19 protein-coding genes are annotated in these 23,244 nt (G+C 71.2%); 6 read left to right on the top strand and 13 right to left on the bottom strand.

The window, feature by feature from the left end; all coding sequences use genetic code 11:
* Positions 1-3 precede the first annotated feature (3 nt).
* Positions 4-453 (bottom strand): Hsp20/alpha crystallin family protein, encoded by a 450-nt coding sequence (locus tag ACY0I8_RS01210; protein WP_461393243.1) that lies wholly within the window; start codon positions 451-453, stop codon positions 4-6.
* A 162-nt stretch (positions 454-615) separates the two neighbouring features.
* Here ACY0I8_RS01210 and ACY0I8_RS01205 point away from each other — a divergent pair, with 162 nt between their 5' ends.
* Positions 616-1,755 (top strand): ribonuclease D, encoded by a 1,140-nt coding sequence (locus ACY0I8_RS01205; protein WP_461393242.1) that lies wholly within the window; start codon positions 616-618, stop codon positions 1,753-1,755.
* Positions 1,756-1,829: 74 nt separating this feature from the next.
* Positions 1,830-2,114: an antibiotic biosynthesis monooxygenase family protein gene (locus ACY0I8_RS01200; RefSeq protein ID WP_459941325.1), complete on the top strand. Its 285-nt coding sequence runs from the start codon at positions 1,830-1,832 to the stop codon at positions 2,112-2,114.
* On the opposite strand, the gene ACY0I8_RS01195 is transcribed toward ACY0I8_RS01200, so the two are convergent.
* From ACY0I8_RS01195 to ACY0I8_RS01185, 3 genes are all read right to left on the bottom strand, one after another.
* On the bottom strand, positions 2,092-2,868 hold the full coding sequence (locus ACY0I8_RS01195) for a histone deacetylase family protein (protein ID WP_461393241.1): 777 nt from the start codon (positions 2,866-2,868) through the stop codon (positions 2,092-2,094). The genes ACY0I8_RS01200 and ACY0I8_RS01195 overlap by 23 nt on opposite strands.
* A 268-nt stretch (positions 2,869-3,136) precedes the next feature.
* The gene (locus ACY0I8_RS01190; protein WP_461393240.1) at positions 3,137-3,958 is read right to left on the bottom strand and encodes a glycine/sarcosine/betaine reductase selenoprotein B family protein; all 822 of its coding nucleotides are present in this window, start codon (positions 3,956-3,958) and stop codon (positions 3,137-3,139) included.
* Entirely contained in the window at positions 3,958-4,962 is a 1,005-nt protein-coding gene (locus tag ACY0I8_RS01185; protein WP_461393239.1) for a DUF72 domain-containing protein, read from the bottom strand. The genes ACY0I8_RS01190 and ACY0I8_RS01185 overlap by 1 nt, the downstream gene beginning before the upstream one ends.
* Positions 4,963-5,993: 1,031 nt before the next feature.
* Between ACY0I8_RS01185 and ACY0I8_RS01180 the strand changes: the two genes are divergently transcribed.
* Positions 5,994-8,813, top strand: a complete 2,820-nt coding sequence (locus ACY0I8_RS01180) for a heavy metal translocating P-type ATPase (RefSeq protein ID WP_461393238.1) — start codon at positions 5,994-5,996, stop codon at positions 8,811-8,813.
* A 233-nt stretch (positions 8,814-9,046) separates the two neighbouring features.
* Positions 9,047-9,307 carry a hypothetical protein gene (locus tag ACY0I8_RS01175; RefSeq protein WP_461393237.1) on the top strand — a complete coding sequence of 87 codons (261 nt, stop codon included), beginning with the start codon at positions 9,047-9,049 and terminating at the stop codon, positions 9,305-9,307.
* Between the two features lie 115 nt (positions 9,308-9,422).
* On the opposite strand, the gene ACY0I8_RS01170 is transcribed toward ACY0I8_RS01175, so the two are convergent.
* Both ACY0I8_RS01170 and ACY0I8_RS01165 read right to left on the bottom strand, forming a co-directional pair.
* Positions 9,423-9,917: a hypothetical protein gene (locus ACY0I8_RS01170; RefSeq protein ID WP_461393236.1), complete on the bottom strand. Its 495-nt coding sequence runs from the start codon at positions 9,915-9,917 to the stop codon at positions 9,423-9,425.
* Positions 9,914-10,951, bottom strand: a complete 1,038-nt coding sequence (locus ACY0I8_RS01165; protein ID WP_461393235.1) for a uroporphyrinogen decarboxylase/cobalamine-independent methonine synthase family protein — start codon at positions 10,949-10,951, stop codon at positions 9,914-9,916. Before ACY0I8_RS01165 ends, ACY0I8_RS01170 begins: the two co-directional genes overlap by 4 nt.
* A gap of 826 nt (positions 10,952-11,777) precedes the next feature.
* Between ACY0I8_RS01165 and lptF the strand changes: the two genes are divergently transcribed.
* Both lptF and lptG read left to right on the top strand, forming a co-directional pair.
* Positions 11,778-12,914 (top strand): LPS export ABC transporter permease LptF, encoded by a 1,137-nt coding sequence (lptF, locus tag ACY0I8_RS01160; protein WP_461393234.1) that lies wholly within the window; start codon positions 11,778-11,780, stop codon positions 12,912-12,914.
* Entirely contained in the window at positions 12,911-13,993 is a 1,083-nt protein-coding gene (gene lptG / locus ACY0I8_RS01155) for an LPS export ABC transporter permease LptG (RefSeq protein WP_461393233.1), read from the top strand. The genes lptF and lptG overlap by 4 nt, the downstream gene beginning before the upstream one ends.
* A gap of 6 nt (positions 13,994-13,999) precedes the next feature.
* Here lptG and ACY0I8_RS01150 read toward each other — a convergent pair whose 3' ends face one another.
* The 7 genes from ACY0I8_RS01150 to ACY0I8_RS01120 form a co-directional block, all read right to left on the bottom strand.
* Complete coding sequence (locus tag ACY0I8_RS01150; protein WP_461393232.1) at positions 14,000-14,476, bottom strand: chemotaxis protein CheX; 477 nt, start codon at positions 14,474-14,476, stop codon at positions 14,000-14,002.
* A gap of 1 nt (position 14,477) precedes the next feature.
* A complete protein-coding gene (locus ACY0I8_RS01145; protein WP_461393231.1) occupies positions 14,478-14,858 on the bottom strand; it encodes a response regulator in 381 nt (126 codons plus the stop codon).
* A 1-nt stretch (position 14,859) separates the two neighbouring features.
* Entirely contained in the window at positions 14,860-18,408 is a 3,549-nt protein-coding gene (locus ACY0I8_RS01140; protein ID WP_461393230.1) for a PAS domain-containing protein, read from the bottom strand.
* A gap of 6 nt (positions 18,409-18,414) precedes the next feature.
* Complete coding sequence (locus ACY0I8_RS01135; protein ID WP_461393229.1) at positions 18,415-19,302, bottom strand: CheR family methyltransferase; 888 nt, start codon at positions 19,300-19,302, stop codon at positions 18,415-18,417.
* Positions 19,299-20,411, bottom strand: a complete 1,113-nt coding sequence (locus tag ACY0I8_RS01130) for a protein-glutamate methylesterase/protein-glutamine glutaminase (RefSeq protein ID WP_461393228.1) — start codon at positions 20,409-20,411, stop codon at positions 19,299-19,301. Before ACY0I8_RS01130 ends, ACY0I8_RS01135 begins: the two co-directional genes overlap by 4 nt.
* Positions 20,408-20,854 (bottom strand): chemotaxis protein CheW, encoded by a 447-nt coding sequence (locus ACY0I8_RS01125; RefSeq protein WP_461393227.1) that lies wholly within the window; start codon positions 20,852-20,854, stop codon positions 20,408-20,410. Before ACY0I8_RS01125 ends, ACY0I8_RS01130 begins: the two co-directional genes overlap by 4 nt.
* A 208-nt stretch (positions 20,855-21,062) precedes the next feature.
* The gene (locus tag ACY0I8_RS01120; protein ID WP_461393226.1) at positions 21,063-23,219 is read right to left on the bottom strand and encodes a methyl-accepting chemotaxis protein; all 2,157 of its coding nucleotides are present in this window, start codon (positions 23,217-23,219) and stop codon (positions 21,063-21,065) included.
* Between the last annotated feature and the right edge of the window lie 25 nt (positions 23,220-23,244).

Here is a 23,244-nt window from a genome sequence, read left to right as displayed (position 1 = left end):
TTGTTAGCCCACCTCGATCGCGATCTTCCGCGGACGCGCCTCCTCTGCCTTGGGCAGCACCACCTGCAGGATCCCGTCCGCGTATACGGCCTTCACGTTGTTGGGGTCCACCTCGGCCGGCAGTTCCACGCTGCGGGTGAACCGGCCGGCCGCCCGCTCGTTCCGGTGGAACGCCTCGGGCTTCACCCCCTCGGGCGCCGGTTTCTCGCCCGAGATCGTCACCACGTTGTCTTTGACCGTGACGTCGAGGCTTGCCGGATCGACCCCCGGGGCCAGGGCCTCCACGATGAAGTGGTCGTCCTGCTCGGCCACGTTGACCCGGGGGTACCGCCGGGCCGCCACCCCCGGCATGAACTCCAGGGTCCATCCCTGGGTGGGCAGCACCCCCTCGAAGATCCGGTCCATCTCCTGTCGCAACCGCTCCAATTCCCGGAAAGGATCCCAAACCGCCATGGTCCACCTCCTTTCCCCCTTTTGGTTCGGGGAGTTCCGACTGGGGTTCCGTTCGCGGCGGAACCTAAGTCCGCGCCCCCGCGTTGGCAAGGGGGACCTTGGGATGCAAAAATGCGCCCGGGAAACGCCATGAGACCCTCTCCGCCCCGAAGGGAGATCTCCGTGTCGAACCGAACGAACTTCGTCTACGCGGCCGACGGCGCGGCGGCGCGCGAGGCGCTGGCCCAATTGGCCACGGCCTCGCGCCTCGCCGTGGACCTCGAGGCCGACAGCCTCCACAGCTACCGCGAAAAGGTTTGCTTGGTGCAGGCTTCCACCGAACGGGGAAACTGGATCCTCGACCCCCTCACCGACGACGGCTGGTTTCCGGCGCTCGCCCGGGTCCTCGAGGATCCCGGTGTGGAAAAGGTGGCCCACGGGGCGGATTATGACATCCGGCTCCTCAAGAAGGACCGGGGGGTATCGGTCCGAAACGTGTTCGACACCATGATCGCAGCCCAGTTCACGGGCCGGGCCCGGTTCGGCCTGGCGGCGCTCCTGGAGGAGTTCTTCGGGGTCCGGCTCGAAAAGAAGTACCAGCGGGCCGACTGGTCGGCCCGGCCGCTGGCGCGGGAACTCCTCGCCTACGCGGCCCTCGACACGGCGTACCTTCTGCCCCTGCGCGACCGTTTGGCCGCGGAACTGCAAACCCTCGGTCGCCTCGCCTGGGTCGAGGAGGAGTGTCGGCGGCTCGAGGCGGCCGAACCCGCCGGGGACCGCGGGCCCTCGGTGTGGAAGGTGAAGGGGGCCCACGGCCTGGCCCCGAGGGAGCTCGCGGTGCTCCAACGGCTCCTGGAGGTTCGGGACCGCTACGCCCGGGAGTGGGACCGGCCCGCCTTCAAGGTGCTCTCGAACCGGACGCTCATCGAATGGGCCGGCCGGCCGCCCCGGTCCCGGGGGGCCGTCCTCCAGACCGAAGGCGTGGGAAAGGCGCTTCTGGCGCGCCTCGCCGACGACGTGGTGGCTGCGGTGGAAGAGGCCCTGGCCCTGCCCCCCGAGGCATGGCCCCGGCGGGGAACCACGGCCTACGTCCCGCTCACGGAACGCGAGGAGGCCCGACTCAAACGGCTCAAACGGGCGCGGACCCGTCTCGCCAAGCGTCTCGGGCTCGACCCGGGGCTCCTCGTCAACTCCGCCACCCTGGAGCAACTGGCCCGCCTCGACCCGGCGGAAGCCCCCGGATGGCTCGCGACCAACCTGAAGGCCTGGCAGCAGGAGGTGGTGGGTCCGGAACTTCTCGCCGCGCTCTCGACCGCCGGTTGACAAGCGGGAGCCCCGCGCTAGCCTCGCTGGGGTAGCCACGGTGTCCCAACCCCTGCCATCGAGGAGGTGCGGCCATGGTGCGGGTGCTGATCGAGCGGAAGGTGAACCCTTCGATGCTGGAGGCGTACCAACTGGCGGTGCGGAACATGCGGGCCCACGCGGTGCACCACGAGGGCTACATCTCGGGGGAGACCCTGCGGGACGTGGCCGACCCCGACCACTTCGTGATCGTCTCCACCTGGGCCGACCGGGGGGCCTGGGAGCGGTGGGCCGCCTCGGAGGCCCGCCACCGGGTCATGGCGAACATCGCCCCCATGCTCGCCGAACCCGAGCGGATCACGGTGTGCGAGCCGGTGTGAGGCCGGCCCAGCCGGCCTCGATCCCCTCGCAGAAACGTCGCGCCGCCTCGGCCATGGCGGCCGGGTTGTACCCGCCCTCCAAAACCGCGAAGCAGCTCGCGCCGAGAGCCCGGGCCCGCAGGCCCACCATCCGGCCGATGGCGCCGTAGTCCTCGGTTTCCAGAAGCCCGCCCCAGTCCCGGGCGTGGCGGTCGAACCCGGCGGACACCGCGATCCAATCCCCCTCGAAGCCGGCGAGCGCGTTTGCTACCTGCCGCAGAAACTCGTCGCGGGTCATCCCCTCCGGGTTCCCGATCGCGACCCACGGTTCGCTCCCCAGGATGTTCACGGTGCCGTCCCCGAAGTGGAGATCGATGTCCAGGACGAGCGCCCGTTCCAGATCCCCCGAGGCCCTGCGGTCGGCGAGCGCGATGGCCAGGTTGTTGAGGTAGCAAAACCCCCAGGCCCGGTGCCGCGAGGCGTGGTGGCCCGGGGGGCGCACCAGGGCGAAGGCCGGCGCCTTCCGGGCCAGCCGCGCCGCCTCGATCGCGCCCCCCGCCGCGAGCGCCGCGATCTCCCACACCCCGCACCGGCGCACCCAGTCCAGGTGGTCCGCCGTGTGGCACCGGAGCACGGCCTCCTCCGGGGCCGGCGAAGGCTCCACCCACTCCCCGAAGCCCTCCAAAGCCCCCACGGTCGGCTCGAGCCGGCCGGCCCGCGCCGCAGGGTCCCCGGTGTACTCCTCGAGAAACCGCTCGCTCCAAACGATGTGCATGGGGACACCTCTTGAAGCCGAAAAGCGAGGAAACCGGAGGGGCCGGAGCCCCCCTCGATGCCCGAGCGGGTTCCCGCCTCCTGGGCGGGTAGAGCCCCCCTCGGCCGTGCCCGTCGCGAGGACCGCCCCACCTCCACAACTTCAGGTGAGCAGCCCACATCGATTCACGATTCCCGGCCCTATGCCGCCTCGCTGCCTCGCCGCCTCGCCGCCTCGCCGCCTCGCCGCCCAGCCGCCCAGCCGCCCAGCCGCCCAGCTGCCTAGCTGCCTAGCTGCCTAGCCGCCTCCACGCCTCCCAGTCCGGCTCGGGGTAGGTTTCGCGGCGCCAGCGAAGCCCCGCGTCCACGAGGGTGCCGGGGCCCGGCGCCGTAAAAAGCACCTCGAAAGCCCGGCGGAGAATCTCCAGATGCTGGTTTCGGTTCCCCGGCTCCCCCAGGGCGTGCCCGAAGGGGAACCGGAGGAACAGGGCCCGCGGCGGCGGCGTCTTCTCCGTGATCTGCCGCACGATCGAAAGGGCCACCGTGGCCACCCCGGCCGCCTCCACCGCCCGCGCCACCAGTCCCACGGACCGGTTGCAGATGCCTCAGGCGGGAACGAGGAGCGCGTAGTCCACCCCGGCGCGGGCGAGCCGCCCGGCCACCTCGGGTCCGGTCTTCCGGCGCAGGGTTTCCACATGGGGCCCGTCGATGTGCCCCATGAACGAATACGCCACCGGGTGAAGCGCCCCCACCGCGCCAGCGGCCACCGCCTCCCGGAGCCGCTCCACGGGGAGAACCAGGTTGAGGTCCTTCTCCGCGTCGGTGTGGTCGTAGTAGTCGTGGGTGATGGTGAGCGCCTCGGGCGAGGTATCCACCGGGATCTCCCGGAACGACGGGTCCCCCTCGGGGTCGGCCATGTCGAACGGCGGCTGGTCCCGAAGGTGCACGCCTCCGGTCGTGACGAGGGCCACGGTGGCCTCGGCCAGCGGCCGCCTCGCCGGCGTCCAGGGGACCCGATCCGGGTCCTTCTCGAGCCCTTGGGCCCACCGGGCGGCGAGCCCGGGAAACCGGGTGAACACCTTGGCGAGCATCCGGTCCTTCCATCCGCCCATCAGATTCCTCCTTCCGCGAGCCAGGCTTCCGCAATCCGCCGCGCGATCTCCGGGGCGTTGCCCCCGGCGCGGTTGTTCACGATCACCCCCACCTCGGCTCCCCGCTCGATCGCCTCCCGGGAAATCCGCACCGCATCCTCCACCATTCCCGGGGTCATCATGCCCTCCACCATGCGGTCGAAGGGGAACGCCCGGGCGTAGGCCTCCTCGTAGCGCACGCCCCGGGGGGTCATGAGCCGCAGGATCTGCCACCCCGAACCGCTTCGCACCCGCCGCCCGCCCCGGGCCCACTGGACCCGCAGGGGCGGGAGCCAGGTCCAGTGGGAGAGCACCTGGCCCACCCCGTGGGCGGCGAGCACCTCCAACACCGGCGCCGAGAGGTACGCCTCGGTGCGAAGCTCCACGTGGAACCGCCCGGTGGGCGGCAGCGCGGAGAAAAACCGGTCGAGCCCCTCGGCCACGCGCTCGGGCGGCTCCCGGTTGCGGCTTCGCTGGTACTCCTGCTCGAACACCACGGCCCGGAGCGCCGGTCCCAGGAGCCCCTCGGCCGGCTCCCAGAACCTCCGCCGGAACCCCTCGGCGTCGAGGTACGATTCGTTCGAAACGTACCGCCCGCCCGTGAGAAGTTTCTGGGCGAAGAACATCTGGGGAGCCTTGAGCACGAAGCCCGCCCCCGCCGGGGCAAACTCGGCGTATCGCCGCAGCACCCGCAGGGTCGGGGTCGGCCTGCCGTCCACCTCGAGGAGAGGGGCGTAGAACGTGTAATCGATCTCCAGCAGGTCGAAGTGCTCGAAGTACTCGGCCACGCTTTCCACCGGAAGCACCTCTTCCGTGAAGCGCTGGCCCGCCAGCCGTTTCGTGCGGCGTTGGATCCGGCCCTCGTACCGGCCCGGCGTATAGATCTGGCCGATCCACCCGGCGTACCGGTCGCTCGCCGTGCCCAGGTGGAGGCGCGGGTGGAGCCCCCGGAAAACATACCGCGACGGATCGGGGGTGAGGCTCACGGCGGCAAACTCCTTGTTATTACCTTCAAACGCATCGCCGGCGGCGGGTGGGGGACTGGTTCCGGCCGGGCGCGAGTGCGGCACCCGATCGCCGCGCCTTTCCATGCCGTTGTCGGCTCGGCAGGCCGGGGCGACGGTGGCGGACGTTCCGGATCTTGCAAAGTGATCCAAGCGTGGTGAGGGCGCGGCGAGGTAAGGGGCCGCACCCGGCTCTCCACCAGCCCCCCACCCGCGGGTTGCCGCAGCAACGACGGGGAACTGACCTTACTTTCGTTGGGCTTAGTGCCTGGGCGGCGAGGCGGCCGGGCGGCTGAGAATCCTTGCGTTTCCAGCGTCGTCGCATGCACCGGTCCGTTCTCTCGAACACGATAGCCCCCCGATGGGTCGCTGGCATGGGGTCTGTCGGGGCGATGATTCGGCACCATCGCTGCCGGATGGTACACTCCCCGCCGGTGGCGGCCTCGTATCCGGAAACCGTTCCCCCAGGGTGGCACAGGCAAATGGCCCCGGAACCCCAGCGGGTTTCTTCGCCTAGTGGTCCGTCTCACAAAAAAACATGCACATTGCGGCGGTGGGGCTGGGGGTCCGACGAAGCGCGACGGCCGAGCAGCTCGGGCCGCCCGGCGCCAGGGAAGCGGCCGCGGCGCGTGCCCTCACGCGCCGCAGCGGACCGCGCCGAGGCGGCCCCTGCGAGGCCGTTCAGCGAAGGAGGGGCCCCAGCCCCACCCCTTAGAAAAACTACGGGATTTCGGAAACGCCTCACTAGCTGCCCGGCCGCCCCGCCGCCCAGCATCGCAGGGAACCCCGGCCCGGTCGGCCGCATCCAAGCAACTTCGGTCGCCGGTCCCCGGTCGGCGGTCTCCGGTCCCGTGGTCCAGACCGCGGTGGCCCACCGTGTGGCCGAGGTGGAAATCATTGTTTCTGCGAACAGGCCGCGCTCCGCGGCCTACGGGAGCTTCCAAGGAGGAAGCCGACGCCACCCCTTAGACTAGCCGATGGATGATTCGGTTTCAGCCCGCGGAGGAGAAACGATGCCCGAACGTCCCGTGGATCCCGTGTGCCGGATGGAGGTCGACCCCGAGGCCCCGCCCGGGGGAACGGCCGAACACGAAGGCGCGACGTACTACTTCTGTAACCCGCGGTGCCGTGAAAAGTTCCTCGCCGACCCCGACGCGTACCTTCGCCCGCCCCCGGGCCTTCCGGCGGACGAACCTGGGAAGAGCGTGGACCCCGTCTGCGACATGACCGTGGACGAGGCGGCGCCGAAGGGGGGAACCGCCGACCACGCCGGCCGTCGGTACTACTTCTGCAACCCCCGGTGCCGGGAGAAGTTCCTCGCCGACCCCGAGGGGGTGCTCGCGGCGTTTCGGGCCCGCCGGGAGGCCCCCGCCGCCGAGGAACCGCCGAGCACGGAACCCGCGGCCGTAGGCACCGGCCTCGCCAAGGAGATCCTCGACCTCACCGGGATGAGTTGCGCGGCCTGTGCCGCGGCGATCGAACGCAGCCTCGGGAAGACCCCCGGGGTAGCCCGGGCCAACGTGAACTTCGCCGCGTCGAAGGCCTACGTGGAGTTCGACCCCTCCCGCGCGAGTCGGGAGGCCCTCGTGGCCGCCGTGCGGGCCGCCGGGTACGACGTGCGCGAGGAGGAGGCCCTGCGCCGGGCCGAACTCCACGTGACCGGTCTCGCCACGGCGGCCGACGCGGAACGGCTCGAGGCGGCGCTTCGGCGGCTCGACGGCGTGGACGAGGTCCGGGTGGTGCTCGCCACCGGAACCGTCCGGGTCGCCTACGACCCCAAACGGGTGCGGGTGTCCCGGATGATCGAGGCCGCCTCGCGCCTCGGGTACACGGCCGCCCCCGCGGAGGGGCGAGACGCCGAGGCCGAACTGCGGGCCCGGGAGGTGCGTACCTTCCAGCTTCGGCTGGCCGCGGCCTGGGCCTTCGCCCTGCCCCTTCTCTACCTCGCCATGGGGCCCATGGTGGGGCTGCCGGTGCCGCCGTGGCCCGAGCGCACGCTCGGCTGGATCCAGTTCGCCCTGTGCACCCCGATCGTGATCGCGGGCTGGAACTTCTACCTGAACGGCGGCAAGGCCCTGTGGCACGGCGCCCCCAACATGGACAGCCTGGTGGCCATCGGCACGGGCACGGCCTATCTATACAGCCTATACCAAACCCTCTGGGGCGGGGGACACCTCTACTACGAGACCGCGGGGCTCCTCATCGCCTTCATCCTGCTCGGGAAAACCCTCGAGGCCGTGGCCAAAGGCAAAACGAGCGAGGCCATCAAGAAGCTGATGGGGCTCCAGCCCAAAACGGCCCGAGTGGTGCGCGATGGCGCCGAGATCGAGATCCCGGTGGAAGAGGTGGAGGTGGGCGACCGGGTGAGGGTGCGGCCCGGGGAGAAGATCCCGGTCGACGGCCGGGTGATCGAGGGCCACTCGGCCGTGGACGAGTCCATGCTCACCGGTGAGTCCATGCCGGTGGAGAAACAGCCCGGGGACGTCGTGATCGGCGGCACCGTGAACAAGACCGGCACGTTCCTGTTCGAGGCGACCCGGGTGGGAAGCGAGACGGCCCTGGCCCAGATCATCCACCTGGTGGAGGAGGCCCAGGGCTCCAAGGCCCCCATCCAGAACCTGGCCGACCGGGTGGCCCGGGTGTTCGTGCCGGCGGTGGTGGCGATCGCGGTGCTCGCGTTCCACGCCTGGATGACCCCAGCCGGGGCCGACCTGGGCCAGGCCCTGAGCGCCTTCATCGCGGTGCTCATCATCGCCTGCCCGTGCGCCCTGGGCCTCGCCACGCCCACCGCGGTCATGGTGGGCACGGGGAAGGGAGCCGAGCTCGGCATCCTCTTCAAGGGCGCGGCGGCCCTCCAGCGGGCCGGCGACGTGGACACGGTGGTGTTCGACAAGACGGGCACCCTGACCCGGGGGGAGCCCGTGGTGACCGACGTGGTGCCCCTGGCCGACCGGGACGAGGCGGAGATCCTCCGGCTCGCCGCCGCCGCCGAGCGCCGCTCGGAGCACCCCCTGGCACGGGCCCTCCTCGACGCCGCCGAGGCCCGCGGCATCCCCCTGCCCGAACCCGAATCGTTCGAGGCAGTCCCCGGCGGGGGCATCCGGGCGCGGGTCGAGGGAACGGAGATCCGGGTCGGGTCCCGGCGGTTTCTGGAGACCGAGGGCGTGGACCCGGGCGCCGCGGGCGGGGCTCTCGACCCCCTGGAGGCCGAGGGGAAGACGGCGCTCCTCGTGGCCGCCGACGGCCGGGTGCTCGGGGTCGTGGCCGTGGCCGACACGCCCAAGGAGCACGCGGCCGAGGCCGTGGCCGCGCTCCGGCGGCTCGGGGTGCGCACCGTGCTCCTCACCGGCGACAACCGGCGGACGGCCGAGGCCGTGGGCCGGCAGGTGGGCATCGGTGAGGTGCTGGCCGAGGTCCTGCCGGCCGACAAGGCGGCCCGGGTCCGGGAACTGCAGGCCCAGGGGCGGGTGGTGGCCATGGTGGGCGACGGGATCAACGACGCCCCGGCGCTCGCCCAGGCCGATGTGGGCATCGCGATCGGAAGCGGCACCGATGTCGCGATCGAGTCGGCCGACGTGGTGCTCGTGCGCGACGATCTGCGGGACGTGGTGCGGGCCATGGATCTTTCGCGCTACACCCTGCGGAAGATCCGCCAGAATCTCTTCTGGGCCTTCGTGTACAACACGGTGGGGATCCCCATCGCGGCCGGGGTGCTCTACCCGTTCACCGGGTGGCTCCTCAACCCCGTGATCGCCGGGGCGGCCATGGCGTTTTCGAGCGTGTCGGTGGTGACGAACTCGCTCACCATGCGCCGGTACCGGCCACCGCTGTGACGGGGAAGGCTGGAACGCTGGAAAGCTGGAAAGCTGGGAGGCTGGGAGGCTCGAACCCACCGGTTGCATTCCACGTGATCCGAGAGTCCGACGAACGTGGGGGCGCTGCGCCTTGATTCGAGGGGAACCCCAATGCCACAGTACCGCACGGCTGGGGGGCCGACGGAGGGGATCGGAACCCCTTGCGCGCGCTCCTGCGCGTTTGGACCACCCGTGACGAGAAAGGAAACGCCATGAACCGGCGCTACGTTCATCTCTTGTTCGTCCTGGTGTGCGCGGGGATCCTGTTCGTGCTGTTTCGGGCCCCGCCGGTCTCGACCCCCCGGCTTCCGGCCGACGCCACCCACGCCGACCGGAAGAACTACCCGGCCTGCCCGGGCTGCCACGGCCCCGAGGCCGAGGCCGCCATGCCCGAGGACCATCTGGGCCCCGACGCCCAGGTCCGGCCCGACCATCTCAAGTGCTACTTCTGCCACAAGCCGCAGGAGGGATAGCACGTGCGGACGGAGGACCGCGCGGACGCTGGGACGCGCGGACGTGCGGACGGAAGACCGTGCGGACGCTGGGACGTGCGGACGGAACGTCCTAACGTCCTAACGTCCCACCGTCCTAACGTCCCAGCTTGTCACCCAAATCCAGCACCTCGCGCCGGCCCACCGGCACCCAGCGGTCGGTGTCGCCCTCCCGCTCGAACTCCACCCGGAGGATGCCGTCGGAACCCGGCTGCCAGGGTTTGCGGAAGAGTTCCTCCAGGGTGAGCGCCCGGCGGAAGAACAGTTCGTACGGGTAGCGCACCGCGGCGCGGCCTCCGGCGGCGGCCTCCTCGCACTCGGGCGGCCCGTACACCCGGTACGCCTGCCCGGGCCCCCGGTGGCAGGCGTGGGCTCCCAGCTCGAAAAAAACCGTCTCCTCCACGCCGGCCGGGGCTTCGGGCGTCGAGGTCCGGATCGCCTCCTGCTCGGCGTTGAGCCCATCCCGGTAGGCCCGGGCCGCCGCCTCGAGCCCCGGAGGGCACGGGGCCGCCCCGGCCGCTGCCGCGCCGAGGATAAGGCCGAGGAACAGCAGCATCCCTCGCCGCCACACGTTCCCACCCCGCGCCGTCATTCGGTCTCCTCCCGGAGCCCGTAGCGCTCCCGGACCCGGAAACTGAGTTCGCGCAGGAGTTCGTAGCAGGCCTCCACGGTAGCCTCCTTGTCCGGGTTCACCAGGGCGCAGGTGGCGGGGAGCAGGAGGCTCCGGGGCAGCAACACCTCCCGGGTAAGGCCTGCGGGCTCCAGCGCGTCCCAAAGCCGCTCCAGGTGATCCAGGAGCGCGGTCAGATCCGTGGCCCGGTACTCGTCGTAGTTGGCCGGCACGATGCCCCACCCGATCACCCCCCCGGACTCCAGGAACCGCCGGAGGCTCGGGGCGTAGTTCACGAACCGCTCCCCGCTGCCGAAGGCGTTGAAGCTCAACACGTCCATGGGGGTGTTGAGCAGGAAATCCCAGTCGGGGTTTCCGCACAGGTGGACGCCCCGGCGCCCCTCGATCAGCGAGAAGAACGTGTCCAGATCCTGCCGGGCCTGGGTGTCGGTGTACCCGGCCAGGGCCGAGAACAGGAACTCGAGCCCCGGCTCGTCCACGAACATGAACGCGTTGGGGTTCTTGGCCCGGAGCTCCTGGCCCATCACGTTCACCTTCCGGGCGAGGAACTCGATCAAAAGCCCCCGCACCTCGTCGTCGTAGATCAGCGGCCGGTCGGATTCGTCCTTCACGCTGAACCCGAACGAGATCGGCCCCTCCATCTGCCCCCGGATCGCCGGGCGATCGGCCAGGTCGAGCTCCAGGAAACGGCGGTACACCACCGAGTACCGTTCCGACAGGCGGTAGAGATCGGGGTCGTCCATCCGTTCCAGGAACGCGGGGAGCTCCTCGTAGAACCGCTCGGTGGAAAAGTCGATCCGCCGATTCTCCACGTCGATCCGCACCCCGGGGAAGTTCTCGGACACCTGGACGTACATGTCCTCGTAGTAGGAGAGCCGGGGCAACTGGGGCCAAAACGGGATGTCCAGGCTCAGCGCGACCTCCAGGGCCCGGTCCACGTCGGTGTGGGGCAAAATGCCCATGGCGGTGGTGAGGCAGTTTCCGGGAATCGGCACGGTGGGACTCCTCGCACGTAACTTCCGCTAGGCGGCCGGGCTGCTTGGCGGCTAGGCGGCCAAACGCTTACGGGACTCCGGCGTTGCCATCCGTCCCAACCTGTGGGAGCGGCTGCCGTATCGGGGGCCAGAATTCAGAGGACCGATGTCAGAAACCCTCTGTCCTCTGTCTTCTGGTACGGTCGACGGTCGACGGCCTCCGGTTCCGTGGTCCAGACGGGGGCGCGTCACCGTGTGGCCGAGGCAGAAGTTATTACTCCGGCGGCTAAATAGCCACGGTCGGGGGGCATGGGGCCTGCTGGAGCGCCGGGCGTGGCTCCTACAGTCGCTGCTTCCGGCACTCAGCCAACGACTGGGACTCTTCCGGCCCAGTGGGCTGACGAAAACGCCTAGAGCTCCTGAGTGGTTCCGTCCATCCGGCTGAGTGCCGGATGCAGCGTAAGCCGGATGCCGCACTCACGCACGGCCGGAAGCAGGCCCCATGCCCTCGCGATCTCCTCGCGCGCCTGTATTGACGCCGGGTTGATATTGTTTCTGCGAACAGGCCGCGCCCTGCAGCCTGCCGATGCTTCCATCCTACCCCGGTTTGCGCCGAAACGCACACCGAACCGCTCCCGGATCGGGCTCGCGCCCCGCGCGGTGGCGTGGAGACCCCCAGTTCCGGTACCCTTCCGGGGAACGTAGGCGACCCAGACCTTCCCCGCGGAGGGAATCGGACCCCCTGTCTGCGATGGCAGCCCGCGCTCAGACGTAACCATTCGTAACCGTTGCATCCCGGAGAAGTTTGGCCTCCCAGCTTCCCAGCCTCCTGGCATCCCGGCATACGATGACCGTTCTCGACCGATACCTTCTTCGGCTGTCCCTGCCCACCCTGGCCGTGAGCCTGGTGGTGCTGGCGTTCGTGCTGGTGATGCACCGCATGTTTCTCCTGGCCGACCTGGTGGTGGCCCGGGGGGTGCCCCTCGGCACGGTGGCGCGGCTCATGGGGCTTGCGCTTCCGGCGCTCCTGCCGCTTCTTTTGCCCGTGAGCCTACTGGTGGCCGTTCTCCTCGCGGCCGGCCGCTTGAGCCTCGACAACGAGGCCGTGGCCCTGCGGGCCCTCGGCGTGAGCCTCGCCCAGACGCTTCGTCCGTTCGGGCTCGTGAGCCTCGCCGTGGCGGTGGCGGCCGCGGCCGTGAGCCTCTGGGGGCAGCCGGCCGCGGCCCGGGCCTTCCGGCAGGAGCTCTACGACGCCGTCAAGAACCGGGTGGGGCTCACGGCCCAGGCCGGCGCGTTCACCGAGGTGGCCCCCGGCATCACCCTTTACGCGGGGGGAAGCCGGGACGGCGGCCGGGAACTCGAGGACCTCTTCCTCGTGGTGGAACGGGGCCCGAGACCCGTCTGGATCGCGGCCCGGCGGGGACGGCTCTGGGCCGAGGGCCGACGGCTGTCCCTCGACCTCGCGGAGGGGGAGGCCCACGAGTCCCAGGGCCCCGGCAAACCCTACCGGCGGGTCCGGTTCCGCCGGTACCGGGTGGACCTGCCCCTGCCCGCCGTGACGCCGGACCCCGACGTGGAAGAGATGACCACCCCGGCCCTCTGGGCCGCCGCGGCCCGGGGCGACCGGGAGGCCCGGTTCGAGCTCCACCGCCGGCTCTCCGTTCCCGTGGGGTGCGTGCTCCTCGGGCTCCTGGGCGGGTGTCTCGGGTTCCACCACTCCCGGTTCGGCAAGGGCCGCGGCTACGTGCTGGCCCTCGGGGTTCTGGTGATCTACTACGCGCTTCTCACCGTGGCCAAGGCGCTCGCCCGGTCCTCCGCGTTCCCGCCGGAGCTCGCCGTTTGGGGCGGTACCGCCGTGCTCGCCGGCCTCACCGCCTTCGCCTACCACCGGAAAAACCAGGAGCGGCCCCTCCCCCTGGAAGAGGGCCTCGAGGGGGCGTGGCTGGCGCTTCGCGCTCGGCTTCGCAGGGAGGGGGGGCCGTGAAGGTCCTGGACCGGTATCTGGCCGGCCGGTTTTGGTCCTTCTGGGTTCCCGTGGCCGGGGGCTTTCTGGCGCTCTTCCTCGTGGTGGAGGTGTTCGAGAAACTACGGATGATCCTCAAGTACTCGCCCCGGCCCTCGGACATGGCCCTCTTTTTCGCCGCGAGAATCCCCTGGATGCTCACCCAGATCCTCCCCATGACCGGGCTTTTGGCCACGGCCTTCGCCCTCACCGGACTCGCCCGCCGGGGGGAACTCGCCGCCCTTCGGGCCGGGGGGCTTTCGCTTCGCCGGCTGGCCGTGCCGTTCGTGGGCGCGGGGCTCGTCCTCACCGCGGGCCACGCCGTGCTCCAGGAACTCGTGGCCCCGCGGGGGTTCGCGCTGGCCCACGAGATCAAGAACGTCCGGATCAAGGGAAAGTCCGCCGCGAGCCTGGCGCGCACCACCGACGTGTGGCTTCGGGTGCCGGGGGGATTCCTCCACGTGGACCGGATCGATCCCGGGGAGAACCGACTCCAGGGCGTCGAGTGGGTGCGGGTGGAAGGGGGCGCGATCCGGGAACGGCTCACGGCCGCCTCGGCCCGCTGGACCGGGGAAACCTGGGTGCTCGAAAAGGGGGAGCGGCGGCGGTTCGACGCGGGGGGCGGGTTCGGGGCCGAACCGTTCGAGAGCCTCGCCTGGGACCTGGGGGTGCGGCCCGAGGACCTCGTGATCGAGGACCTCTCGGCCGACGCCCTCACCTGGCGGGACCTGCGGCGCCGCATCGCGCGGTACCGGGCCCGGGGCTTCGACACCCTGGACCTCGAGGTGAGCCTGTGGGCCAAAACGGCCCTCCCCGCGGCCACGGCGCTCCTGCCGTTCCTGGGGTTCGCGTTTTGCGTGGGCGGCCCGCCCCGGGCCTCGGGCCACCGGGGGTTCCTTGCGGCGCTCGGGGCGGCCGTGGCCTTCGGCCTCGCCCAGGCGGTGTTCCTGGCCCTCGGCCGCACGGGCGCGCTGCCGCCGCCGCTCGCGGCCTGGCTCCCGGTGGCGGCCTTCGCCCTCGCGGGGGCGTGGCGGCTCCGGCGGGCCGAGGCGACCCGCTGACGCCCCCTACCCCCCGCGCCCCTCGAACTTCAGCGTGGCCTGCACCCAGAACGGGGTCCCCAGGGTCCGGAACGGGATCACCAGCACCGGCCGGTCGCTGGGGTAGAGGATCTTGTGGCGCTCGCCCACGGCCACGGTGGGGGTGCTCAGCTGGAACCGCACCCCGAGCTTGTCGTAGGCCCGCTTCACACCCCCCGTCACGATGTTCGCGAGTTCCCCCACCGCGTCGGCGATCCCCGGGTCGTCGTCGGCCACCGACTCCCCCAGCAGGGCCTCGCAGATCCGGCGGGCCAGGGCACGGGGAAACGAAAGGGCCACGGCGCCGGTCACGTCGCCGGTGATCCCGATCAGGCCGCTTACGTCGGCGAGGGCCAAAAAGCGATTCTCTATCTTCGGCTGCCCGCGAACGACCTCGAGCCCCGCCATGGTGTCGAGGGCGCTCACGGTGGCCGAGAGGAACGGGTTCACGAACCGAACGTCCACCTCACCCCTCCCCGGCCCGGCCCAGGGCCCGGTTCACCGCCGCCAGGAGTTCCGCACGACGGAAGGGTTTCCGAAGCGTCTCCACGTCGCCGAGGGCCCGGGCCGTCTCGAGGAAATTCAGGTGGCCCCGGGGGCCGCCCCCGGAGATCGCGAGCACCCGGGCCCCGGGGTCGAGTTCCCGCACCTCCACGATGAGGGAGAGCCCGCCCCGCACCGGCATGAGGAGATCGGTAACCACGAGATCGGGCCGGTGTTCCCGAAAGGCCCGAAGGCCCTCTTCGCCGTCGGCGGCCACGACCACCTCGTGCCCGGCCCGGGTGAGAAGCTCGCCCAACACCCGGCGCACTTCCTCCTCATCGTCCACCAAGAGGATCTTCGCCATGTCACGCCTCCATCGCCGCCTCGGCGCGTCCTTCGTCCCTTCGTCCCGCGAGCGCCTCGGTCAAAGCCTCGAGCACGGCCCGGGCCGTGAACGGCTTCAGGAGCACCCGAACGCCCAACTCCGTCGCGGCCGCCCGGGCCTCTTCCCGATCGTACCCGGTGCAGAGCACCGCCGGAAGCTCGGGCCGCACCTTTCGCATCTGTCGCAGCACCTCCACCCCGTCGATCCCCGGCATGGCCTGATCGGTCAGGACCGCCGCGATCCCTGCCGGGTCCCGGTAGAACGCCGCCAGGGCCTCCCGCCCGCTCGAGTGGGCCAGCACCCGGTACCCGGCGGCCCGCAAGATGTCGGCCAGCACCTCTCGCACCCCCTCCTCGTCGTCCACCAGGAGCACGAGTTCGCCCCGCCCGCGGGTTACCGGCCCTCCGGCGGCCGAAGCCGCCCGAAGGGCCGGCACGAACACATGGAACGTGGTCCCCCGGCCCACCTCGGAGCGTACGTCCACGAAACCGCCCCAGGCCTTGACGATCCCGTACACCGAGGCGAGCCCCAACCCGGTTCCCTGGCCCACCTCCTTTGTGGTGAAGAACGGGTCGAAGATGCGGGGCAGCACCTCGGGCGGGATGCCGCACCCCGTGTCCGAGACCGTGAGCCGCAGGAACCGACCCGGCCGGACCCCGGGCCACCGCGCGGCCAGGTCGTCGTCCACCTCGGCATCCCGAATCGCCACCTCGATCCGGCCTTCGCCCTCCGGCAGGGCGTGGCCCGCGTTCGTCACCAGGTTCATGACCACCTGTTGCACCTGGACCGGGTCGGCCTCCACCCGGTCGTCCTCGACCTCCCGCCGGTAGCGCAGATCCACCCGGGGCGTCAACCCGGGCCGGAGAAGCTCCACGGCCTCCTCCACGGCTTCCCCCAACCGGATGGGCCGCGGATCCCCTTCGGGCTCCCGGCTAAAGGCGAGCATGCGGCGCACCAGCTCCCGGGCCCGCTCCGAGGCGCTGAGGATCCGTTCCAGATACCCCCGAAGCCGCCCGTCCCCGGCCAGATCGAGCCCCAGTTCGGCGTAGCCGACCACGGCCACGAGGATGTTGTTGAAGTCGTGGGCGATGCCTCCCGCCAGCGTGCCCAGGGCCTCGAGCTTCTGGGCCTGCCGGAGGTGGCGTTCCAGCTCCTCCTCGCGGGTCACGTCGAGGGCCACGGCCACCCGGTGCGACACCTCCCCCGAGACCGCGCGCACCGGCGACACCGCCACCGCCACCCGCCGGCGGTCCCCGTCCGTGCCCGGCACGTCCAGCCGGGCCCTCCAGACCTCGTCCTCCCTGTGCCCGGCCCAGAGGCCTTCGGGTAACCCGCCCGGGAACAGGTTTCGGAACGCCCGGTTCCCGTACAGCATCCTACCGCCGGGCCCCAACACCGCGAGGCCCTCGGCGGCCTGGTCCACGGCGGTCTCCAGCATCCGACGCGCCCCTTCGGCCTCCTCGAGGTCGGTCAGGTCCTGGATCGTTTCCACCACGGCCAGAAGCCGCCCCTCGGCGTCCCGCACCGGCGCGGCGTCGAACACGATGAACCGCCTCTTCCCGTTCAGGTTTTCGTACCACCCCTCGGCCCGGAGCCCCTGGGGGGCCAACGGCGACGGCCCCCACCGGGGGTACCAGCGGCCGGCCTCGATCTCCCGTCCCTCCCGCACGAGGTCGGCCAGGGTGGGCCGGGGCGCCGGGTAAAACCCCCGCCAGGCCTCCGCCGTGCCGATCACCGCGTCGGCCGGCACCCCGGTGAGCCGCTCGGCCGCCCGGTTCCACGCGATCACCCGGCCTCCGGGGTCCTGCACGAAGGCCGCCACCGCGAGCGACGCCACGAGCCGCTCGCCGAAGTCCTTGGCCTCGCGCAGGGCCCTCTCGGCCCTCCTTCGCTCCGTAACATCCTGGTACGAAACCAGAAATCCGCCGTCCGGCAGAGCCACAGCGTAGGCCTCGACCTCCCGGCCGTCCCGGCGGGGCGTGAGGAGGGTCTTCCGGCCCTCCCGCCGGGCCGCCTCCAGGTGGTCGGCCCGCAGTCTCGCGAGATCGTCCTCCTGGCTTGGGTCGTAGATGCCCCGGTTGCAGGCCCACCGAACCATGGCCTCGAGGGTGGGCTCGCTCCAGAGCACATCCTCGGGAATCCCCCAAAGTTCCCGGTAGCGGCGGTTGTGGTACCGGATCCGGTGATCGGGAGCCAACACTAAGATCCCGTTTTCCGCGTGGTCCAGCACCGTGGAGAGGAGCGCCCCGAGCTCCGCCTCTCGCCGGGAGCGCTCCACGATCGGCCCCACGTCCCGCAGCACCACGAGCCGGCACCGGGTTTCCCCGAACTCCGCAGGGGCTGCGGTCGCCTGCACCCAGGTCGTCCGGCCGGTCAGAGTGATCCGGAACGCCCCCTCGCCCGCGGGCACGGGCGGGGCATCGAAAGCCGCCCCGGCAACGTCCCCCAGCACCTCTTCGAGCGGCACCCCCGCCGCGGTCCCCGCCGGGCGGCCGCACCAGAGCTGGGCTGCACGGTTGGCCCACAGGACCCGCCGGGACGCCTCGTCCACCAGGAACACCGCGTCGGGGGCGGCATCGAGGATGCGGCGCAGACGCAGGTCCGCGCGGTGCTGCTGCCACCGTGCGCGCCGCCGGAGTTCCTCGAACGTGAACCCCAGGGCCACCAGGGCCACGGCCGAAAGGGTGAACGCCATGCCCGCCAGCCTCGCCGTGCGTACACCGGAGAGGTCGGCCCGCACCACGACCCACCGTCCCACCCGGTCCCAGCGGGCCGCCGCCACCTCCGGGCCGGCCGGCGGCTCCTCCGGGAGTTCGTAGTCCCCCGGCGGAAGGGGAGTGCAGCGCCGGCCCGCGGGGGAATCCCGACACACCGCCCCGTCCGTCACGACCCACCGGCCGCCCTCCCCCGCCTCGGCAGGCGGCTCCCCGAGGGAAGTTGCCACCTGGTCCAGGGCGGCGACCCAGGCCTTGGCGAGGCGGGCGGTCTCGCGCATGTGGGCCGACCACTCTCTCCGCCCCAGCGCGGCGGTGCCGGCCCAACCGGCGGCCAGAATCAGCACCATCGTCACGGCAGCCACATCGGCCACCCGGGTCCCGCCCCTTCGGGCCGACAGTGCTCGGCCCCTCCACCAGTTGGCACCGGCGGCTCCCCAGGCGAGAAGGGCCTCCGCCGCCTCGGCCGGCAGGCCCAACGCGCCCCACGCCTCCACGGCCCCCCATGCCGCCACCATCGCCCACCCCGGGGTTCCCAGGAACGCGCGCGCGGCCCGCCAGCCCCCTGCACCGAGCCCCAGGAGGGTGCCGCCCCATGGAATCCAGGCGGCGGCGCCAAGCCACCGGCCCGCCACTGTCCCCGGGCCGCCCGGGAGAAGGGGGGCCCACGCCGCCAGGGCCGCTGTCACGCCGAACGCGCCGAGCCACCAGGCGAGCCCCCGCTCGCCACGGGGGCGCTCCACGGCGAGGGCCGTGCCCAAGGCTACGAGGCCCCAGGCCACGCCCTGGAGAAACCGGAGATACTCGGCATCCATCGGGTCTCACCCTCCGTCGGTGTCGGGCACGGGCTCGTAGTACACCTGCCGCAGGTGCCGGCGGGCGACGAACCGGCGGCTCACCCCGGTCAGGAACTCCGAGGCGCCGATCAGAAGGGCGCCCCAGGGCTCTAGGACGTCGGCGATCCGGTCGAACAGCCCCTTCCGGTCCTCGGGCCGGAAGTAGATGGCCACGTTCCGGCACAGCACGATGTCGAACCGGCCCAGGAAGGCGAACGGTTCCAGGAGGTTGAGCTTCCGGAACCGGCACAGGGCCCGGACCTCGTCGGTCACCTGCCAGGTGGAGTGGCCCACGGGCCGGAAGAACCGCTCCCGGTACCGCGGCGGCAGGCCCCGCTCCACCTCGAAGGCGCTGTAGCGCCCGGCGCTCGCCCGGCCCACGGCGGCGCTCGAGATGTCGGTGCCCAGGATGGTCACCCCCACCCCCGGCGCCGCGTCCAGGACCTCGCGGCACACCATGGCCACGCTGTAGACCTCCTGGCCGAACGAGCAGGCGGCGCACCAGATCCGGATCTGGGGCGCGAGGGGGCCCGACCCCCGGGCCCGCTTTCGGTCGATCAGGTCGGGCAGCAGCTTGTGCCGGAGCAACTCGAACGGACCCTGGTCCCGGAAGAACAGGGTCTCGTTCGTGGTCATGGCGTCCACGAACCGGTGGACGAGGGATTTGCTCCGGTCGTGTTTCAGGCGGTAGAGGAACTCGCTGTACGAGGCGCAGCCGAGCTCCTCGAGCAGGCTCCCCAGCCGGGTCTCCACCAGGTACGCCTTCGCCGAGTCGAGATGGATGCCGGACACCTCGTACAGGAACTCCGCGAGCACCCGGAACTCCTGGGGGGTGATCCGGGGGCGCTTCGCCGCCCCCATCCGCCCGGTCACTCGCCCCATTCCGGCCCGGCGCCCCAGGGCCCGGGCCTCACCGCCCGCCGGATCTCCTCGGCCAGCCGGTCGAGCGGCACCACACGGTCGGCCACCCCGGCCTCCACGGCCGAACCGGGCATTCCCCACACCACCGAGGTCGCCTCGTCCTGCACCAGGGTGCGGCACCCGTTTTGTTTCATCCGGGTGAGCCCCTCGGTGCCGTCCCGGCCCATACCGGTCATCACGACGCCCACGGCCCGGCCCGCGAAGTACTGGGCCACCGACCGGAACAGGTAGTCCACGGCCGGCCGCACGGCGTGCTCCGGCGGGTCGCGGGTAAGCCGCAGGACCCGGCTCAGGCCGTCCACCCCGGCCACAACCTTGAGGTGAAACCCGCCCGGCGCGATGAGGACCCGTCCCGGCTCCACCCGCTCGCCGTCCCGGGCCTCCCGCACCTCCAGGGGGCATTTGCGGTCGAGGCTCTCGGCCAGGGACGCGGTGAACATGGGCGGCATGTGCTGGACCACGAGGATCGGCACGCCGAAATCGGCCGGGAACCCTGGAAGCAGCCTTGCCAGCGCGTTGGGCCCCCCGGTCGACACGCCCACGGCCACCACATCGGCCCCCTGCCAGGCCCGCGCCTCCGCCGGGGCCGGACGGGGCCGCGGGGCCGGGCGGGTGGAGGGGCGCGGGCGGACGAGGGCGTCCCGCCGGGCCCGGAACACCTCGATCTTCTTTTGCAGCTCGGCCCGAAGAAACGCCCGGTTCACCGCGGCCGAGGCCTCCTGGGGCTTCGGCACGAAATCGAGCGCGCCGAGCTCCAGGGCCCGCATGGTGAGCGCCCCGCCCCGCTGGGTCAGGGTGCTCACCATGATGGCGGCGGTGTTGGGGCACACCTCCGGGAGCCGCCGGAGCACCTCGAGGCCGTCCATCACCGGCATCTCGAGGTCCAGGGTCAGGAGGTCGGGCCGGAGGTTCTGGGCCCGGGCCAGGGCGATCTTCCCGTTGGCCGCGGTACCCACCACCTCCACGCCCGGGATCTCGGCGAGGGCGTCGCTGACGATCTTGCGGTAGACGATGGTGTCGTCCACCACCAACACCCGGACCGGCGGATCGGCGAGGGTCACTCCGCCTCCTCCAGCACGGCGTCCACGTCGAGGATGCCCACCAGCGCCCCGTCGGTCCGGAGCACGCCCAGGAACACGGCCCCCCGGATCCCCCCCAGGTTCGCGGGGGGCGGCGCGAGGGCCGCCGGGTCCACCTCCACCACGTCGGCCACCCGGTCCACCAGGAGGCCCACGGGCTCCTCGCCCGACTGGACGATGACGTTCCGGGTCTCCTCGCCGGGCGCCGTGTCGCCCAGGCCGAGCTTCCGGGCCGGGTCCATCACCGTCACCACCCGGCCGCGCAGATTCATCACCCCCACCACGTAGTCGGGGGCCAGGGGCACGGGGGTGGCCTCCACCTGCCGGTTGATCTCCTGCACCCGTCGGATGTCCACCCCGCACAGGGCGTCACCGATCCAGAACGTGCACACCTGCTCGGGCAGGTCGGTTCGCGCCTCGTCCATGCGCTGCTCCTTCCAAGTAACTTCCTGCTGGGATGCTAGGAGGCTGGGAAGCTAGGATGCTAAAATCCTTTTGGATTTCAGCGTCTGCGGCTGTCCCAACCTGTGGGAGCGGCCTCCGGGCCGCGAGGGTTTCTCCTTTTGCGGACCCGCGCCCCCGCACCCTCTCCCCCCACGCGGAGGCGAGCGCACGGGGGGCTTCGTCGCGGGGTTAGACCTTGAACCGGCCCATCATCTCCAGGAGCTTCGCCGCAAGCTGGCTCAGGTCTTCGGCCGCGGCGCTCACCTGGCTCGTGGAGTTGGACATCTCGCTCGCCGCGTGGTTCACGTCCGCGATCTCCCGGGCGATGTCCTGGCTCACCTGGGAGGTCTGGGCCACGTTGGTGTTCACCTCCTCCACGCCCCGGGCCGCCTGGGTCACGTTGTCGGCGATCTCGCGGGTGGTGGACGACTGCTCCTCCACCGCCGCGGCGATCGTGGTCACGATCTCGTTCACCTCCTCGATCACCCGGGTGATCTCGGCGATCTCGGTGACGGTGGCCGAGGTGGACCCCTGGATGCCCTCGACCCGCTCGCGGATCTCGCCCGTGGCCGCCGCGGTCTGGCGGGCAAGTTCCTTGATCTCGTTGGCGACCACGGCGAACCCCTTGCCGGCCTCCCCGGCCCGGGCCGCCTCGATCGTGGCGTTCAGGGCCAGGAGCTTCGTCTGCTCGCTGATCTCGTTGATGGTGTCGGTCACCTTGCCGATGAGCTGGGCGGCGTTGCCCAGTTCGTCCACCTTTTCGGAGGCGCTCCGGGCCACGGTCACGGCCTGGGAGGTCACGGTGCTCGCCTTCTCGGTGTTCCGGGCGATCTCGCGGATGGTGGAGGTCATCTGCTCCACGGCCGTCGAGATCACCCCCAGGTTCGTGGTGGCCTCCTCCATGGCCGCCGCCACGTTGGCCATGTTGGAACTCATCTCTTCGGCCGCGGCGGCCACCGTGTTGGAGCGCGAGAACATGTCGTCGGCCCCCTCGGACATGTGGGCGGCCAGTTCCGTGAGGCTCCGGGACGAGCGGCCCACCACCTCGGCGTTCTCCTTCACCTCCCGGATCATGTGCTGCACCTTCTCCACGAAGGTGTTGAACCACCGGGCCATCTCCCCCACCTCGTCCTGGCTCTGGACGTCCAGGCGCTTGGTGAGGTCGCCCTCACCCCGGGCCACGTCCTGGAGCATGGCCGTGGTGATCCGGATGGGCCGCGAGATCTTCCGGCTCACGGCCACGGTGAGGAGCCCGGCGATCAGGGTCACGAGCACGATGGCCCCCACCTGGGTCCAGACCTGCCGGTTGATCCGGCGTTCCACCCGGCCGGCGATCTCGGCCACCTTGGCCTCCACGTCGTCCACGTACACCCCGGTGCCCACGACCCACCCCCAGGGTTGGAAGAGTTTCACGTAGGAGATCTTCTCCACCGGCTCGTCATGGCCCGGCTTGGGCCAGAGGTAGGGCACGAATCCCTCGCCCTTTTCCCGGCAGACCTTCACGAACTCCCGGAAGATGTAGGTGCCCTTCTTGTCCTTGAGGTCCGAGAGGTCCTTCCCGTTGAGCTCGGGCTTGATCGGGTGCATGAGCACCACGGAGTTCATGTCGTTCACCCAAAAGTAGTCCTGGCCCTCCGGGCCGTAGCGCATGTCGGAGATCAGCCGGAGCATGTCCTTCTGGATCCGCTCCTCCGCCGCCTCCAGGTACACCCCGGTGCCCACGATCCAGCCCCAGGGCTTGAAGAGCTTCACGTACGAGAGCTTCGGCACGGGCTCGTCGTGACCCGGCTTGGGCCAGAGGTAATCGACGAACCCGGCCCCCTCGGCCGACTCGCAGGCCTTCACGAACTCCACGAAGAGGCGCTTGCCGTTGGGGTCCTTGAAGTCGGTGAGGTCCTTGCCGTCGAGCTGGGGCTTGAACGGGTGCATCACCATGGTGGGGTGGGTGTCGTTGATCCAGAAGTACCCGTCGGCGCCGTAGCGGAGCCCCTTCACCACGGCCTTGGCCTTCTCCTTCTTCTGGGCGTCGTCGAGGGACGGGTCGTCGTACACGGCCTGGATGGCGCTGTGGGCCGCCTCCACCAGGTTCTGGAGGCGATCGCGGTAGAGCTCCGCGATCCTCGCCGGGTCGTGGGCGTCCTCGTAGGCCTGCTGGAGCACGGCCTCCACGTCCCGCACGAGATCCTTGAGCTTCTCCCTCTTGGACTCCAGCATCCGGTCCCGCACTTCCCGGATCTCGGCCTCCCCGGTCTCCCGGATGGCCAGCGTCCCGGTGATCGCCGTGATGGCCCCCAGGGCCACCACCCCCGCCACCGCCAGCACCGTCATCTTTCCCGCGATGTTCATGCCGCATTCCTCCGCTTCGCGATGG

Source organism: Deferrisoma sp. (assembly GCF_054681715.1).
This window is presented reverse-complemented; position numbering and strand designations above follow the sequence as displayed.

Bases quoted from the DNA above. Each gene is read 5' to 3' on its own strand.
- ACY0I8_RS01210 (WP_461393243.1), bottom strand. From the start codon at position 453: ATGGCGGTTTGGGATCCTTTCCGGGAATTGGAGCGGTTGCGACAGGAG.
- ACY0I8_RS01200 (WP_459941325.1), top strand. From the start codon at position 1,830: ATGGTGCGGGTGCTGATCGAGCGGAAGGTGAACCCTTCGATGCTGGAG.
- ACY0I8_RS01195 (WP_461393241.1), bottom strand. From the start codon at position 2,868: ATGCACATCGTTTGGAGCGAGCGGTTTCTCGAGGAGTACACCGGGGAC.
- ACY0I8_RS01180 (WP_461393238.1), top strand. From the start codon at position 5,994: ATGCCCGAACGTCCCGTGGATCCCGTGTGCCGGATGGAGGTCGACCCC.
- ACY0I8_RS01175 (WP_461393237.1), top strand. From the start codon at position 9,047: ATGAACCGGCGCTACGTTCATCTCTTGTTCGTCCTGGTGTGCGCGGGG.
- ACY0I8_RS01170 (WP_461393236.1), bottom strand. From the start codon at position 9,917: ATGACGGCGCGGGGTGGGAACGTGTGGCGGCGAGGGATGCTGCTGTTC.
- lptF (WP_461393234.1), top strand. From the start codon at position 11,778: ATGACCGTTCTCGACCGATACCTTCTTCGGCTGTCCCTGCCCACCCTG.
- ACY0I8_RS01145 (WP_461393231.1), bottom strand. From the start codon at position 14,858: ATGGCGAAGATCCTCTTGGTGGACGATGAGGAGGAAGTGCGCCGGGTG.
- ACY0I8_RS01140 (WP_461393230.1), bottom strand. From the start codon at position 18,408: ATGGATGCCGAGTATCTCCGGTTTCTCCAGGGCGTGGCCTGGGGCCTC.
- ACY0I8_RS01125 (WP_461393227.1), bottom strand. From the start codon at position 20,854: ATGGACGAGGCGCGAACCGACCTGCCCGAGCAGGTGTGCACGTTCTGG.
- ACY0I8_RS01120 (WP_461393226.1), bottom strand. From the start codon at position 23,219: ATGAACATCGCGGGAAAGATGACGGTGCTGGCGGTGGCGGGGGTGGTG.